At 69.8% G+C, this 14,599-nt stretch carries 15 protein-coding genes; 9 read left to right on the forward strand and 6 right to left on the reverse strand.

The annotated features are described in order from the left end of the window. Position 1 precedes the first annotated feature (1 nt). Positions 2-1,447 (reverse strand): MFS transporter, encoded by a 1,446-nt coding sequence (locus DMC64_RS23060; RefSeq protein ID WP_125735246.1) that lies wholly within the window; start codon positions 1,445-1,447, stop codon positions 2-4. A gap of 62 nt (positions 1,448-1,509) precedes the next feature. On the opposite strand from DMC64_RS23060, the gene DMC64_RS23065 reads away from it, so the two are divergent. From DMC64_RS23065 to DMC64_RS23090, 6 genes are all read left to right on the forward strand, one after another. Next, positions 1,510-2,469 (forward strand): YafY family protein, encoded by a 960-nt coding sequence (locus DMC64_RS23065; RefSeq protein ID WP_233629783.1) that lies wholly within the window; start codon positions 1,510-1,512, stop codon positions 2,467-2,469. Next, positions 2,466-3,500 (forward strand): L-glyceraldehyde 3-phosphate reductase, encoded by a 1,035-nt coding sequence (mgrA, locus tag DMC64_RS23070; RefSeq protein WP_125735247.1) that lies wholly within the window; start codon positions 2,466-2,468, stop codon positions 3,498-3,500. Before DMC64_RS23065 ends, mgrA begins: the two co-directional genes overlap by 4 nt. Positions 3,501-3,544: 44 nt before the next feature. Further along, positions 3,545-4,303 (forward strand): class I SAM-dependent methyltransferase, encoded by a 759-nt coding sequence (locus tag DMC64_RS23075; RefSeq protein WP_125735248.1) that lies wholly within the window; start codon positions 3,545-3,547, stop codon positions 4,301-4,303. 338 nt (positions 4,304-4,641) lie between these two features. Then, positions 4,642-4,890, forward strand: coding sequence for a hypothetical protein (locus DMC64_RS23080; protein ID WP_125735249.1), 249 nt, complete (start codon positions 4,642-4,644; stop codon positions 4,888-4,890). Positions 4,891-4,902: 12 nt separating this feature from the next. Beyond that, a complete protein-coding gene (locus DMC64_RS23085) occupies positions 4,903-5,235 on the forward strand; it encodes a hypothetical protein (protein WP_037344946.1) in 333 nt (110 codons plus the stop codon). A 104-nt stretch (positions 5,236-5,339) separates the two neighbouring features. Continuing rightward, positions 5,340-6,515 carry an MFS transporter gene (locus DMC64_RS23090; RefSeq protein WP_125735250.1) on the forward strand — a complete coding sequence of 392 codons (1,176 nt, stop codon included), beginning with the start codon at positions 5,340-5,342 and terminating at the stop codon, positions 6,513-6,515. On the opposite strand, the gene DMC64_RS23095 is transcribed toward DMC64_RS23090, so the two are convergent. The 4 genes from DMC64_RS23095 to sigC form a co-directional block, all read right to left on the reverse strand. Next, a complete protein-coding gene (locus DMC64_RS23095) occupies positions 6,512-7,753 on the reverse strand; it encodes a CdaR family transcriptional regulator (protein WP_037344945.1) in 1,242 nt (413 codons plus the stop codon). The two genes, DMC64_RS23090 and DMC64_RS23095, sit on opposite strands and share 4 nt — an antisense overlap. Before the next feature lie 141 nt (positions 7,754-7,894). Then, positions 7,895-8,350: a (2Fe-2S)-binding protein gene (locus DMC64_RS23100; protein ID WP_007030011.1), complete on the reverse strand. Its 456-nt coding sequence runs from the start codon at positions 8,348-8,350 to the stop codon at positions 7,895-7,897. A gap of 26 nt (positions 8,351-8,376) precedes the next feature. Beyond that, complete coding sequence (locus DMC64_RS23105) at positions 8,377-10,629, reverse strand: xanthine dehydrogenase family protein molybdopterin-binding subunit (RefSeq protein ID WP_125735251.1); 2,253 nt, start codon at positions 10,627-10,629, stop codon at positions 8,377-8,379. Positions 10,630-10,874: 245 nt separating this feature from the next. Beyond that, positions 10,875-11,444 carry an RNA polymerase sigma factor SigC gene (gene sigC / locus DMC64_RS23110; protein WP_016335903.1) on the reverse strand — a complete coding sequence of 190 codons (570 nt, stop codon included), beginning with the start codon at positions 11,442-11,444 and terminating at the stop codon, positions 10,875-10,877. A 58-nt stretch (positions 11,445-11,502) separates the two neighbouring features. Between sigC and DMC64_RS23115 the strand changes: the two genes are divergently transcribed. Both DMC64_RS23115 and DMC64_RS23120 read left to right on the forward strand, forming a co-directional pair. After that, positions 11,503-12,231: a zf-HC2 domain-containing protein gene (locus DMC64_RS23115; protein WP_125735252.1), complete on the forward strand. Its 729-nt coding sequence runs from the start codon at positions 11,503-11,505 to the stop codon at positions 12,229-12,231. Positions 12,232-12,439: 208 nt separating this feature from the next. Then, positions 12,440-13,642 carry an ROK family protein gene (locus tag DMC64_RS23120; protein WP_125735253.1) on the forward strand — a complete coding sequence of 401 codons (1,203 nt, stop codon included), beginning with the start codon at positions 12,440-12,442 and terminating at the stop codon, positions 13,640-13,642. Here DMC64_RS23120 and DMC64_RS23125 read toward each other — a convergent pair. Beyond that, on the reverse strand, positions 13,639-14,100 hold the full coding sequence (locus DMC64_RS23125; RefSeq protein WP_125735254.1) for a pyridoxamine 5'-phosphate oxidase family protein: 462 nt from the start codon (positions 14,098-14,100) through the stop codon (positions 13,639-13,641). The genes DMC64_RS23120 and DMC64_RS23125 overlap by 4 nt on opposite strands. Between DMC64_RS23125 and DMC64_RS23130 the strand changes: the two genes are divergently transcribed. Next, positions 14,099-14,581 carry a MarR family winged helix-turn-helix transcriptional regulator gene (locus DMC64_RS23130; protein WP_125735255.1) on the forward strand — a complete coding sequence of 161 codons (483 nt, stop codon included), beginning with the start codon at positions 14,099-14,101 and terminating at the stop codon, positions 14,579-14,581. The two genes, DMC64_RS23125 and DMC64_RS23130, sit on opposite strands and share 2 nt — an antisense overlap. Positions 14,582-14,599: the final 18 nt, after the last annotated feature.

The raw sequence follows: 14,599 nt of genomic DNA on the forward strand, positions 1-14,599 counted from the left end.
CCTACCCGGCCGACTCTACGTCGCGAATCCGCTTCGGCAGCAGGAACCCGACCGCGAAGGTGAGCATCACCATCACCGCGACCACCCAGAACGTCCGCTGGGCGGCGGCGGTCGGGTCGGCGGTCCCCGCGTCGAAGAACACCGTGCCCAGCAGCGCGAGCCCCAGCGCGCCGCCGACCTGCTGGAGCGAGGTCAGCGCGCCCGACGCCGAGCCGGCCTCGGCCGGTTCCACCCCGGACAGGGCGATCTCGAAGTACGGCCCCATGATCAGCCCGGAGCCGATCCCGACCACCAGCAACGCCGGCGCGATCAGCCACGGACCCGTCTCCGGGCCGAGGAGCAGCAGGAGGGCGACCACCCCGGCGGTCATGATCAGCGCGCCGGTGTGCAGCACCTTGCGGCCGTGTTTGCGCACCGCCTGCACCAGGCCCATCCCGACGATCATCCCCAGCGACATCGGCACCCCGGTCAGCCCGGCCTTGAGCGGCGAGAAACCGAGCCCGAGCTGCAGGTACAGCGTGAACACCAGACCGAAACCGGAGAACGCCGCGAAGTAGATCGTGCCGGTCGCCATCCCGGCGAGGAAGCTGCGCTTGCGGAACAGGCTCGGCTCGACCAGCGGGTCACCGCCGCGCCGGCTCTTGCGCTTCTCGAACCACGCGAACACGCCGAACACCACGACCGCGGCGGCCATCATCGCGAACGTCCACAGCGGCCAGCCGTACTCACGCCCCTGCACCAGCGGGAAGACGATCAGCAGCGCGCCGGTCGTCGCGAGCAGCGCACCGGGGATGTCGAGGGTGAGCGAACCGCCGGGACGGGACTCGGGGAGGAACTTGATCGCGGCGAGGACCGCCAGCGCGCCGATCGGCAGGTTGATCAGGAAGATCATCCGCCAGCCGGTGCCGAAGAGATCGGCGTCGACGAGCCAGCCCGCGAGGATCGGGCCGCCGACCGCGGCGAGCCCCATCACCGGGCCGAACATGCCGAACGCGGACTGGAGTTCCTTGCCCGCGAACATCTCCTTCATCATGCCGAGGCCCTGCGGCACCATCGCGGCGCCGAAGAGACCCTGCACCACCCGTGCGGTGATGATCATCTCGGGGTTCACCGCGACCGCGCAGAACAGCGAGCCGGCGACGAAACCGATCGCGCCGATCAGGAACATGCGCTTGCGGCCGAAGATGTCGCCGAGCCGCCCGCCGGTGAGCAGACCGGACACCATCGCCAGGGTGTAGGCCACGCCGAGCCACTGGATCATCGCCGTGCCGCCGCCGAGCGACGCCCGCATGACCGGTCCGGCGATGCTCGTGACCGTCATGTCGAGCAGTTCCATCACCGAGCCGGTCAGGATCACGAACAGCGCGGGCCAGCGCCAGCGGTACGGCTTCGCCGAGGGGGTGTTTTCCGAGGTCACACCGCTCGGGGTGTCCAGTGTCATCGTCATGGGGACAACGCTAAAGTCAATTCCGGCCACTTTCTGACCGGAATGCGAGCGAACCTGGATTCATGGCGAACACGAGTGCGCGGATGCTGCGGTTGCTCTCCCTTCTGCAGACACACCGCTTCTGGTCGGGGATCGAACTGAGCGACAAGCTCGAGGTGAGCGAACGGACGCTGCGGCGCGACGTCGAACGGCTCCGCGAGCTGGGCTATCCGGTCAACGCCAGCCGCGGCGTCGCGGGCGGCTACCAGCTGCGGTCGGGCACGGTCATGCCGCCGCTGCTGCTGGACGACGAGGAGGCCGTGGCGATCGCGGTCGGCCTCCGCACGGCGGCGAGCGGTTCGGTGGAGGGCATCGAGGAGACGTCGGTCCGGGCGCTGACGAAGGTCGTCCAGGTGATGCCGCCCCGGCTGCGCAGACGTGTCGACGCGCTCCAGGCGTACACGACGCCGGCGGCCGTCACGGGCCCCCGCGTCAACGCCGCCAGCCTGACGGTGATCGCGCAGGCGTGCCGGGACGACGAGCGGCTGAAGTTCGACTACGCGGCGCGCGGCGGCGAGGAGTCCGCGCGGCTGGTCGAGCCGCACCGGCTCGTCTCACTCGGACGGCGCTGGTATCTGGTGGCGTGGGACCTCGACCGGGTGGACTGGCGCACGTTCCGCGTCGACAGGCTCAGTGAGCCGCGCACCACCGGCGCCCGCTACCGGCCGCGCGAGATCCCGGGCGGCGACGCGGTCAAGTTCGTCGAGGCCCAGATCAAGGCCAGGCCGACCACGCACACGCTGGTGGTCCGGGTCGAAGCGCCGAAGGACCGGGTCGAAGCGGCGGTGCGGTACCTCGGCGGCGCGCTCGAAGCGATCGACGGGACGTCCTGCCGCCTGACGATGAACGTCGACACCTTCGACTGGCCTGTGCTGATCCTCGCCGCGATCGGCGCGCCCTTCGAGGTCGAGAGCCCCTCGGCGTTCAAAGACCACCTCGCGTCCGTCGCCACCCTCTTCACGGCGGCTAGCATCGGGCCGTGAGCACCTATGTCGCGGCCGAGGGCCGATACGAGAGCATCCCCTACCGCCGCACCGGGCGCAGCGGCCTGAAGCTGCCCGCGATCTCGCTGGGCCTGTGGCACAACTTCGGGAACGACAAGCCCCTGGGTACGCAGCGGGACATCGCGCGGCGCGCGTTCGACCTGGGCATCACCCATTTCGACCTCGCCAACAACTACGGCCCGCCCTACGGCTCGGCGGAGGAGAACTTCGGCAGGCTGCTGGCGTCGGACTTCAAGCCGTACCGGGACGAACTGGTCATCTCGACCAAGGCGGGCTACGACATGTGGCCCGGCCCGTACGGCGAATGGGGCTCGCGCAAGTACCTGCTGTCCTCTTTGGACCAATCGCTCGGCCGGATGGGCCTGGACTACGTCGACATCTTCTATTCGCACCGCTTCGACCCCGAGACGCCGCTCGAAGAGACGGTCGGCGCGCTCGACACCGCCGTCCGGTCCGGACGGGCGCTGTACGTCGGCATCTCGTCGTACTCGTCGGAGAAGACCGCCGAGGCCGCCCGGCTCCTGCGCGAACTGGGCACCCCGCTGCTGATCCACCAGCCGTCGTACTCGATGTTCAACCGCTGGCTCGAAGGCGACAAGCTGCTCGACACGCTCGAAACCGAAGGCGCGGGCTGCATCGCCTTCTCACCGCTGGCGCAGGGTCTGCTGACCAGCCGCTACCTCGACGGCGTTCCCGAGAATTCCCGTGCGGCGCAAGGGAAGTCGCTCAACCCGGACACGATCACCGAGAACACCCTCGGCAAGATCCGGGCGCTGAACGAGATCGCCCAGCGGCGCGGTCAGACGCTGGCGCAGCTCGCGCTCGCGTGGGGCCTGCGCGACCCGCGGATGACGTCGGTGCTGATCGGCGCGAGCAGCGTCGCCCAGCTGGAGGACAACGTCGGCGCGCTGAAGAACCTGCACTTCACGAACGAGGAACTGGCCGAGATCGACCGCTACGCCACCGAGGCCGACATCAACCTCTGGAAGCGCTCGACCGACGCCGGCTAGCTAATCGCGTTGCCCCGCCTAGCGGAGGGGCCGAGACTGCGGGAATGACTTTCGAAGATCAGCTCGCCGAAGGAGAAGCCGTCCCGGTCGAAGGCTGGGATTTCTCGTGGTTCGAAGGCCGGGCCACCGAGGAACGGCCGCCGTGGGGCTATTCGCGGTTGCTCGGCGAGCGGATGGCGGCGGCCGCCGCCGGGCTGGACCTGCAGACCGGCGGCGGCGAGGTGCTCGCGGGCATCCCGAAGCCGCCGCCGGTCCTCGCCGCCACCGAAGGCTGGCCGCCGAACGTCGAGGTGGCGCGGAAGACTCTCGCGCCCCTCGGCGGACAGGTGGTCGAGGCCGAGTACGACGCGCCGCTGCCCTTCCCCGACGAGTCCTTCGATCTGGTGAGCAGCCGTCATCCGATCGCGAATCCGTGGCGAGAGATCGCCCGCGTGTTGCGCCCGGGCGGCACGTTCCTGTCGCAGCAGATCGGCGCCGGCACCGTGCGGGAACTGAAGGAGTTCTTCCTCGGCCCGCAGGACTACGGCGACTGGACGCCCGACGTACTGCGCGTCGAGGCCGAAGCCGTCGGGCTCCGGGTGGAGCGGCTCGAACCGGCGAAACTGCGGATGGAGTTCTTCGACCTCGCCGCGGTCGTCCACTTCCTCCGGAAGGTGATCTGGATCGTGCCGGGGTTCGAGGTCGGGAAGTACCGCGACGAACTCGCGGAACTCCACCGGATGATCGAAACCGACGGGAAGTTCGTCGCGCACTCGCGGCGAGTGCTTGTGGAGGCCGTCAAGCCCGGCCGCACGTTCGGGTGACAGAACACATTTCGCAAGTCGTAAGTCGTTGTCATGCCATCGCGCGATCTCCGCCGGAATAACTTCGCCGGGCTCTATCCACCCAGTAACGTCGGGCTACGTGATCAATCGAACGCACTCGATGATTCTCGTGGCTTTCGCTCTCGCCCCGCTCCTTCTCACACCGGGAACTGCCGCTGCCACCGATAGAAGTCACTCACGCCGTCACCTTCACGAGCTCCATCGGCAACGTGATCCCCGCACCGCACTGCGAGCTCAAAACCGGAAACACCTACCTACGCACTTCAGGAGCCAAGAAAGTAGTCGGCTTCAAGCCGAAAATAACCTGCGACGAGGTCATGGACACCATCTCTTTGACCGGCCAGATGTACGCCGTGATCGGCGGGACGACAACCGCGCACGGTGACGCTCCGACCTCGACCAACGCCGGCCAGGTCTCCGTCGAGAACAAGCAGATCGGATACAACTGCGACGGTACCGGGAACACGGTCTGGTTCGGCAGGGCTTCAGTGAACGCGGTCTGGCGCGGCATCCCCCAAGCCGCGGTCCTGGACAGCCCGACGGCGACTCTTCCGTGCGGGGTATGACATCCTCCCGCAATGAAGGTGACCGATGGATACACGGGATCCGGGAATGTCGTCAGCACCGATGCGCCCAGCTACTTGGTCGAATTCTGGCGCGCCATCGCCGACGACACCGGGCATGACGCGTGGACCGCCGTCGAATACGAACTCACCGAATGCGACGTCCACGACGCACTGCACTGGGCTCGCGAGAACGCGCCCTCCGGCGCGACCGTCCACACCGTGATCTACGCCTGTTATCGGCAACCGGCGGGCGCATCCGAGTCCGACGTCCACATCCTGCTGGCCGGCTCCGACCCGAGCAAGATACCCACGTCGACCACCACGCTCACCTGGCCGACCGCCTGAAGCGATTCGCGTCGAGTGGAAGCCGTCAAGCCCGGCCACACGTTCGGGTGATCACCGACTAGATGTCTTGAGTGGACACGCTCGCGGGTGCGATACCTGCGGACGTGTCCAGCTCCGCACCGCGCCAGCTGGCGCTCACCTCCGCGGCCCAGATCCTCGCCATGGGACTGTGGTTCTCCGCGTCGAGTGTCGTCCCGGCCTTGCGCGCGGAATGGGCACTGTCCACTCAGGGCACCGTGCTGCTCACCGCGTCGGTGCAGGTCGGCTTCGCGGCCGGCGCGCTGGTGTCGGCCGTCGCCAATCTCGCGGACCGGCTCCGGCCCGAGCGTCTGCTGGCCGCGAGCGCCGCGACGGGCGCCTTGCTCACGTTACTCTTTCCCTTGTGCGGCAACCATTTCTGGCTCGCCGTACTGCTGCGCTTCGGCACCGGAATGGCGTTGGCGGGGGTCTACCCGGTCGGGATGAAGATCGTCGTCTCGTGGTTTCCGAACAGCCGCGGGCTCGCCCTCGGCGTTCTGCTGGCCGCGCTCGCGCTCGGCTCGGCGTCACCCCATCTGCTGGCCGGGAACCTCCCGGGATGGCGGACGGTACTCGTCGTCGCGTCCCTTCTCGCCCTCGGCGCGGCGGTGCTGGCCCTGCTCTTCGTCCGCGCCGGCCCGGCCGCCCGGCGGTCACCGCCGTGGGAACCGCGGTACCTGCTCACGATGGCGCGTGATCGGCGTCAGCGGCTGATCGCGTTCGGCTACTTCGGCCACATGTGGGAGCTCTACGCGTTTTGGACCTGGATCCCGGCCTACGCGGCCGCGGCGTCGAAGACCTCGCCGGGCACGGTGAGCCTGCTCGCGTTCACCGTCATCGGCGTCGGCGGGGCGATCGGCTGCCTGCTCGGCGGCGCGTTGTCGGACCGGTTCGGGCGGATCGACGTCGCGCTCGCGGCGCTGGCCGTCAGCGGGGCGTGCTGTCTGGTCTCGGCCTTCGTCTTCGGCGGTCACCCCGCGATGCTGGGCACACTGCTGTTCGTCTGGGGCGTTGCCGCGATCGCCGACTCCGGCCAGTTCTCCGCCGCGTTGAGCGAGGCCGCGGACGCCCGTTACGTCGGTACCGCGCTCACCGCGCAGACCGCGATCGGTTTCCTGCTCAGCGCGCTGACCATCCAGGGCCTCCCGGTGCTCGCCGACGCCGTCGGCTGGCGGGCGGCCGCCCCCGTACTGGCCGTCGGGCCGCTGCTGGGCGTGATCGCCATGGCGCGGCTCAGGTCCCCAGTGTGCCCGGCGCGCTAGCGCAGCGGGTCCCGCGGCGAGGGCAGATGCGAAGTGTCCGGGAACATGTGGAGCGCGCGCAGGGCCGCGCCGAGTTCGGCGATGTCGGCCGGGTCGGTCAGCGAACGGCCGAGCTCTTCGGAGATCCGCTTCAGCCGGTGCCGGATCGTGTTGGGGTGACAGAACATCCGCTCCGACGTCAGCTTCGTGGAGCCCTGGCATTCGAACCACGCCCGCAACGTCAGCAGCAGCACGTTCCGGTCGTCGCCGGGCAGGTCGAGGATCGGCCGGAGCACGTGGTGCGCGAGCTGGACCGACGCCTCCGGCGCGCTGGCGACGAGGCCGGCGAGCGGGGATTCGTTGAACTGCACCATTCCCGTCGTCCCCGGCAGCATGCTGGAGAGCGCGACCCGCGCGAGATGCAGGGCGCGGGAGGTGTTCCCGAGACCGGTGAACACCGGACTGACGCCGATCCGGCCGGTCTGGTTCTCCCGCAGCAGCCCGATGATCACCTGGGACGCCGCCGGATCCCGCATGGAGACCACCCCGACCTGCAGGTCCGGCGTGAGCCGCCAGGCGGACGCGTGATGCCGTTCGCGCAGCCGGTTTTCAATCTGTGGCAACGGTTCGTGCCCGACCCTCGGGGTCTCCGCCGCGACGACCACGTAGGTCCCGTCGAGCGAGAGCTCCAGCACGCGCGCGATGTCCCACAGCGTGCCTTCGGTGGCCGCGCCGCCGGCGAACAATGCCTCGACCAGCGCCGAGCGCCTGCTTTGGTGCGCCAGCATGACTTCGGCGGTGGTGTCGCGGTAGGTCGTCGTCAGCGCCTCGGCGTAGTCGTCGATCAGCGCCCAGATCGCCGACGTCGCGGCGACGAGGCCACGGAGGTCTTGATGCTCGCCCGAAGCGGTCAGTTCGACGAACCGGTTCCACACTTCGGTGAGCCCGATGCGGTAGGCCCGCAGGAGTTCCGGCAGCGGCGCGCCCTGCAGCGCCCGTGCGCGCCCGGTCGCCCGCGCCTGCGCGAGGTCGGGTTCCTCCGTGCCGCGCAGGGTCCGCATGACGAACTCGAGGTTGTTCCGCACCGACGTCCGCAGTTCGGCGAGGGTGACGAACTGCGCGTCGCGGTACACCGGCATTTCGGCGCGGATCTGCTCGACGGTGCCGTCGATGAGCCCGGGCAGCTGCTTCTCGACCTCGACCGCCAGTTCGGCGACGATGACGGCCGAGCCTTCGCGGAGCACAGTTTCGTAGTGCATGGACGTCCTCCGGGGCAGGGACTCCTCGTCGAGTCCCTGGGGCCGTCATCTAACACGACTTGTCCGGAGGTGGCCTGTCGAAGCGGAAAGACTCCGCCGGTGCGGCGGGAAATCGGGATTCCCGCCGCACCGGCGGGATTTTCACATCTTCGCGGCCGCGCTCTTGATGGCTTCGCGGATCCGGAAGTAGGTGCCGCACCGGCAGACGTTCTGGATGGCGTCGATCTCGGCGTCCGTCGGGTTCTTCGTCTTCTTCAGCAGCGCCACCGCGGCCATGATCTGCCCCGGCTGGCAGTAGCCGCACTGCGCGACGTCCTGCTCCAGCCAGGCCTCCTGCACCGGGTGCAGATCCTCACCGTCGGCGAGACCTTCGATCGTGGTGACCTCCTTGCCCGAGCAGTCGGACACCGGCGTCACGCACGGGTTGAACGCCTCGCCGTCGAGGTGGCTGGTGCAGGCCTTGCAGACGTTGATCCCGCAGCCGTACTTCGGGCCGCGGACGCCGAGTTTGTCCCGCAGCGCCCACAGCATGGGCAGATCCGCGGGCGCGTCGACGGTGACGGTCTTCCCGTTCACCGTGAAGGTGTAATTGGGCATCGGAACTCCTTGGCGGGGAAGGAAAGTCAGCGGGGGAAGGGGTCGAAGTCGATCGGGAAGTTGATCGGGAAACTACGCGGTTTGATCCCGGTCGCCCGCGCATAGGCGTTCCCGATCGCGCCGACCGGCGCGGGCACGCCGAGTTCCCCGGCACCGCCGATCTCGCCCGTCTCCGGCATGACGAACACCTTGACGTCCATCGGCGAGTTCTTCTGCCGCGCGTAGTGGAACTGCGAGTAGCTGCCCTCCAGCGGAAGCCCCTTGTCGATGTGCAGGCCCGCGGTCAGCGTGGTGGAGATGCCGTCGGTCAGGCCGCCGAGCATCTGCGCCTCGATCCCGCGCGGGTTGATCGGCTTGCCGACGTCGACCGCGATGGTCGCCTTGGTGACACGCGGCTTCTTCGGGTCGCGGGCGTCCATTTCGACGAGGCACGCGGTGTACGACTTGTACTCGCCGTGCACGGCGACCCCCTGCGCGAAACCCTTGGGCATCTTCTTGCCCCACTCGCCGAGTTCCGCGACCTTGTCCAGCACGGCGCGCTGCCGGTCGTTCTTGATGAACTCCCGCCGGAACTCCACCGGGTCCTTGCCGAGCTTCGCGGCGATCTCGTCGACCATGATCTCTTCCGCGCCGCGCGTGCTGGCCGAGTACACCGACCGCCAGGCGCCGGTGTGGAAGTCCACCGGCACCTCGTTGAGCAGCTGCGTGGTGACGCCGAAGTTGTACGGCGACTTGACCGTCAGCAGGAACACCGTCTGCGCGAAGCTCAGGTTGCCGCCGACCGGGAGTTCGGCGGCGAAGGCGGTCAGCACCTCGCCGAGCCCGTGGCTCCAGTCGGTCTCCACGCTGGCGACGCGGTGTTCGAAGGTGAGCACCTGGCCGAGGGCGAAGGTCGCGCGGATCTTGTGGTGGCTCGCGGCGCGGGCGCGGCCGTGGCGCATGTCGTCGATGCGGCTCCACATCAGCCGTACCGGCCGCTTGAACGCCTTGGAGGCACGCGCGGCCTCGATGGCGCCGTCGGAGAACAGCCGCCGTCCGAACGAGCCGCCCGCCTGCTGGACGTGCACGACGACCTTGTTCTCGGGCAGCCCGAGTTCCCGCGCGATGTTCTGCTTCGCGAGGATCGGCACCTTCATCCCGGACCAGATGGTCGCGCCGTCATCGCGGACGTCCGCGACCGCCGAGTTGGTCTCCAGCGGGGCGTGGCTGGCGAAGGCGAAGTCGAACTCGCCGTCGACGTACTGGGTCAGCAGCGGCGGCACGACGAACGGGAGCGCCGCGGCCTGCAGCTTCTTCTTGATCGTCGCGTTGTTCTCCCCGTCGACGGTGCCGCCGTTCCAGCTGACGTCGAGGGCGTTCTTGCCGTCCAGCGCCTGGCCGAAGGTCTCGGCCATCACCGCGACACCCGTCTTGATCACCGCGATGTCGATGATGCCCGGCATCGCACGCACGGCAGCCTCGTTGTTGACCTTCGCGACCGTGCCGTTGATCGTCGGCGGCCGGCGGACCATCACCGGCTTCGCGCCGGGGATGTCCAGGTCGAGGGTGTACTTCAGCTGCCCGGTGACCATCGCGCGGGCGTCCTTGCGCGATTGCGGCGTGCCGATGAGCTTGTGCGCGGACTCCGCCTTCGGGGTCGCGGTGAGCTTGCCGAGGTCGGCGCGGGCGGCGGGTTTGGCCAGCGCTCCGTAGTCCGCGCGGCGGCCGTCGGGGGCGATCACCGCACCGTCCCTTGTGGACAGCCGGTCCGCCTTGGCGCCCCACTGCTGAGCGGCGGTCGCGACCAGGCGGGCGCGGGCGGCTGCTGCCGCGGTGCGCACCGGCGTGTAGAGCGAGCGCATCGTGTTGGAACCGCCGGTCAGCTGGTTGAACAGCAGTTCCGGGCGGGCGTCGGAGAGCACGACGTCGACCTGGTCGAGCGGGATGTCCATCTCCTCGGCGACCAGCATCGCGTTCGCCGTGGTGATGCCCTGGCCGACCTCGGTCCGCGGCAGTTCCAGCCGGACCCGGCCGTCCTCGCGGACTTCGAGGACCAGCAGGTTCGCGGTCGGGGCGTTCGACAGGATCAGCACGTCGCCGAGGTCGAGGATCTCGGCCGGACCCGGCGGGGTGGGGATGACGGCTTCGGCCTCTTCGGGCGCGACGGTGTCGATGCCGATCTTCGTGGCGATCGTGAGGGTGGGCGCGGCGACGAGGAAGGTCAGGAACCGGCGGCGGCCGAGGCCTCCGGGGTCCGGAGCCTCGCTGCCGTGGCCCTCAGCGGTGGTGGGACTGGCCATCGGGAAGATCCCTTCGAGAGCGCGCGGAGCAGGCGGGGACCCTCGCGCGGCCTGGGGTTGGATGGCGACACGCTAGGCATCGGCATTCGGCCTAGTCAACGCGGAGTAGTCGTGTCGCCCCATCTGTGTGACGAGGTGACAGCGGAAGGGCTCAAATGTGTGACGCGCCACAGCGCACGTGGCATTTCGTCCTCTCAATGCGGTAGTTGGCAGCGCGAACTACCGCATTGAGAGGACGAAACGCGTCAGATGGAGTCGCGTTCCCGGCCCGCTTCGAGCAGGTCTTCGCGGGCGCGCGCGACGCGCGAACGCACGGTGCCGACGGGGCAGCCGCAGATTTCGGCGGCCTCCGCGTAGGAAAGGCCCAGCACCTGGGTGAGCACGAGGACCTCGCGCCGCTCCGGGTCGAGCCCGTCGAGCAGCATCCGCAGTTCCACCAGGTCTTCGAACCCGGCGACCCCCTCGGCCTGGCGGGCGCCGCGACGTTCGGCGGTGGCCTCCCAGTCGACGTCGGCGAGCTTCGGGCGCGCCGAAGCCGCCCGGATCCGGTCGACGACCACCCGGCGCGCGATCGACAGGAGCCAGGTCCGCGAGGACGACCGGCCGGCGAACCGGCGCAGGCTGCCGAACGCGCGGAGGTACGTCTCCTGGGTGAGATCGTCGGCGGCGCCGACGTCGGCGAGGTGCGCGACGAAGCGCCAGACGTCCGCCTGGGTGGCACGCACCCAGTCCTCGAGCGCCCGCCGGTCGCCGCGGGCGGCGGCGAGAGCGAGCTCGGTCACCCGCTCGTCGTCGTGGTTGCGCGCCCCGGCCATACGAGAAACGTAGCAGCGTCCCGGGAACCGGGGCAGGCCCGCGCCCGACAAGTGAGACGTGAAGTGCGAGACCTGCCGCGAGGCCCTGTCGGCCCGGCTCGACGGCGAAACCGAACCCGCCCCGCCCGAGGTGGTCGACCGGCACGTGGCCGGCTGCGCCGCCTGCCGGTCCTGGCTCTCGCGCGCCGAACGGCTGCACCGGACGCTGCTGCTGCGTCCGGCGCCCCCGGTCCCGGACCTCACCGCCGTCATCCTCGAACGCACCCCCGCCCCGCCGAGCGAGGGCTGGCCGGCCAGGATCGCGCTCGCCCTGGTCGCGATCGCGCAGCTCGGCCTCGCCTTCGCCCAGCTGCTGGGCGTCGAAGACCACACCGCGGGACACGGCACGGAGTCCCTGATCGGACACCTTTCCCACGAAAGCAGCGCGTGGAACCTCGCCGTCGGCGTCGGGCTCGGCTGGGCGGCCGTCCGCACGAAGGCGGCGTCCGGGCAGCTGCCCGCGCTGACCGGTTTCGTCGCGCTCCTCCTGGCGTTGTCGGCGGGCGACCTCGTCACCGGTCAGGTGACCGCCGGACGCGTGCTCACGCACGGGTTGGTCGTCGCCGGACTGCTGTTGTTGTACGTGGTGAACCGGCAGCACCGGCTCCGTAACCGTCCCAGCCCGGCGACGACGGCCGACCATCCGGGTTCCCACAGCGCGGAGACCGGCTACGAGACCGGCGAAACCCCCGAACGACCCCGGCAGCACAGGGGATTCCGGCGACCGGCGAGCCGTCACGTCGCCTGACGCCATCTGGTCTAGACCATTACCGGTCACTGGGAGCACGCGTCCGGATACCGGGTGAATCGCGGTTTTTCGCGCGCGGCGTGCGCGATTCGCGGCGCGGGCACGTTTATCGTCGCCTGGGACCACCGAATGTAAACCTTCTTGCCCATTTCGGGCCGGAGGCGGATAACTTTGGTGGAACACCTTGGTTCGACAGGAGGCGAAGCTCGTGGTTGGCGCAGAAAACCCACCCGTCGGCACCCCCGCCGGGATGCGGAAGATCAATCAGCGCGCCGTGCTGGACCTCCTGCGCCGCAGCGGCCCGGCGACGCGGCCCCAAGTCGCCAAGGACACCGGTCTTTCGAAACCCACGGTGAGCCAAGCGTTACTGGCCCTCGAAGCGGCCGGTCTCGCCAGGGCGACCGGGCACACCTCGACCGGCACCGGCCGGTCCGCCGTCCTCTACGAAGCGGATCCCACGGCGGGTTACGTCCTCGGAGTCGACATCGGACGCGAGCATCTCCGCGTCGCCGTCTCGGATCTCGGCCACACCGTGGTCGCCCGCCGTGACGAGCGGAACACCTCGCGTTCGGGCACCGCGCTCGTCAGCGCCGTCGGCGCCCTCGCCGCGGCGACGGTGCGCGAAGCGGGACTGTCGCAGGCGGACATCGTCGTGCGGGTCCTCGGCTCCCCCGGCGTCGCCGACCCGGACAAACGCTGCTTCCGGCACGCGCCGAACCTGCCCGGCTGGGGCAAGGCGGGCCTGCTCGACGAACTCGAAGGCGTCCTCGGCCCGGACCTCATGGTCGAGAACGACGCGAACCTCACCGCCGTCGGCGAATGGGAACGCGGTGCCGCGCGCGGCGCGTCCGTGTTCGGCTGCATCGCCATCGGCACCGGCGTCGGGATGGGCGTGATGGTCAACGGCCAGGTCTTCCGCGGCGCGACGGGCGCGGCGGGCGAGATCGGCTACCTGCCCTACGGCCAGTCGCACGCGGCGAGTGAGGGCGAGGACGCCCCGCCGGTCCGCGGCCACCTCGAAGAGGCCACCGCGGCGCAGTCCGTCGTGCGCGGCGCGCGTGAACTCGGCCTCGGCACGGCGAAATCGGCCCGCGAGGTCTTCCGCCTCGCCCGCGACGGCGACGAGCTCGCCCTGCGTGCCGTCGAGGCGGAGGCCGACAGGCTCGCGTACACCGTGGCGTCGGTGGCGGCGGTGATCGACCCCGAACTGATCGTGCTCGGCGGCGGCATCGGCACCGCGGCCGATCTGCTGCTCGACCCGATCGACCGCGCCCTGCGCTCGTTCACTCCCCTGGTCCCCTCGGTCGTCCAGGGCGAACTGGGCGACGACGGCGTGCTGACCGGTGCGATCAGCGTCGGGTTGCGCGCCGCCGAGGGGCTGGTCTTCGAACGCAAGGTGGGCGCGGCCTAAGCGGCCCTCCAGGCCAGCCCGGCGACGCTGATCCGCCACGGCGTCAACCGCAGCACGGTGATGTCCGGGTCCAGCGGGTCGTCACCGCCCATGATCTTCGGGTCGAAACCCAGCGGCTCCGGCGTTTCCGACGCCAGGCGCCACAGGTGCCGCCGGGTCTCCTCGTCGTCGGCGTAGGCGGCGCCGCATTCGGCGACGGCGACCTCGTGCGCCGGATCCCAGTACGAGCACGAAACGAACGGCGTGCGGGCCAGATGCGCCTTCTTCAGCGGCGTCGGCCGGGTGAACAGATGCCCGACCAGTTCGCCGTCCCGTTCCTCCCAGATCGGGTGCACCACCCGGGACCTCGGCCTGCCCCGCCGGTCGACGGTCGCGAGCGTGCACCAGACCACGCGATGGGCGACGCGGACGAACTCCGCCCTCACTTCGGGCGGTGTCGTGCTAGATTCCACAACCATGATTGTGGATCCTACGCCGTCGAACCTCGACCTGTCACTCGTCTCGCTGTTCGCGGGCTGGGCGATGGCCGGCGAGATCCAGCGGAGACTGACCGCCGACGGCCTCGGCGAACCGCGGTTCAACGACGGCGTCGTGTTCCAACACGTGCTCGCGGGACCGCTGTCGATCTCCGCCCTCGCCGAACGGATGGGCGTGACCCAGCAGGCCGCGTCGAAGGCGGTCGCCGACCTCGAACGCCGGGGCCTGCTGCGACGCGAGCCCGATCCGGCCGACGCGCGGACCCGCCTGCTGCACCTGACGGAGAAAGCCGAAAGCGCCGTCGAAGGCTCGCGGAAACATCGGGCCGCGCTGGAAAAGGAACTCATCGCGGAGTACGGCGAAGAGCGGGTCTCGGACGCGAAGGCGTTACTGGCCGGGATCCTCGGCCGCTACGGCGAACCGGAGGCGATCCGCGGCCGCCGGGTCCGCCCACCACTGTGAGGCTTTACCTCCGCGGTA

Source organism: Amycolatopsis sp. WAC 04197 (assembly GCF_003947475.1).
GTDB classification, from domain to species: Bacteria; Actinomycetota; Actinomycetes; order Mycobacteriales; family Pseudonocardiaceae; genus Amycolatopsis; species Amycolatopsis japonica.

What these genes read in the sequence shown, in the direction of transcription:
- DMC64_RS23060 (WP_125735246.1), bottom strand. Translation starts at nt 1,447, where the DNA reads ATGACGATGACACTGGACACCCCGAGCGGTGTGACCTCGGAAAACACC.
- DMC64_RS23065 (WP_233629783.1), top strand. Translation starts at nt 1,510, where the DNA reads ATGGCGAACACGAGTGCGCGGATGCTGCGGTTGCTCTCCCTTCTGCAG.
- DMC64_RS23075 (WP_125735248.1), top strand. Translation starts at nt 3,545, where the DNA reads ATGACTTTCGAAGATCAGCTCGCCGAAGGAGAAGCCGTCCCGGTCGAA.
- DMC64_RS23080 (WP_125735249.1), top strand. Translation starts at nt 4,642, where the DNA reads ATGGACACCATCTCTTTGACCGGCCAGATGTACGCCGTGATCGGCGGG.
- DMC64_RS23085 (WP_037344946.1), top strand. Translation starts at nt 4,903, where the DNA reads ATGAAGGTGACCGATGGATACACGGGATCCGGGAATGTCGTCAGCACC.
- DMC64_RS23095 (WP_037344945.1), bottom strand. Translation starts at nt 7,753, where the DNA reads ATGCACTACGAAACTGTGCTCCGCGAAGGCTCGGCCGTCATCGTCGCC.
- DMC64_RS23100 (WP_007030011.1), bottom strand. Translation starts at nt 8,350, where the DNA reads ATGCCCAATTACACCTTCACGGTGAACGGGAAGACCGTCACCGTCGAC.
- DMC64_RS23105 (WP_125735251.1), bottom strand. Translation starts at nt 10,629, where the DNA reads ATGGCCAGTCCCACCACCGCTGAGGGCCACGGCAGCGAGGCTCCGGAC.
- sigC (WP_016335903.1), bottom strand. Translation starts at nt 11,444, where the DNA reads ATGGCCGGGGCGCGCAACCACGACGACGAGCGGGTGACCGAGCTCGCT.
- DMC64_RS23130 (WP_125735255.1), top strand. Translation starts at nt 14,099, where the DNA reads ATGATTGTGGATCCTACGCCGTCGAACCTCGACCTGTCACTCGTCTCG.
- DMC64_RS23125 (WP_125735254.1), bottom strand. Translation starts at nt 14,100, where the DNA reads ATGGTTGTGGAATCTAGCACGACACCGCCCGAAGTGAGGGCGGAGTTC.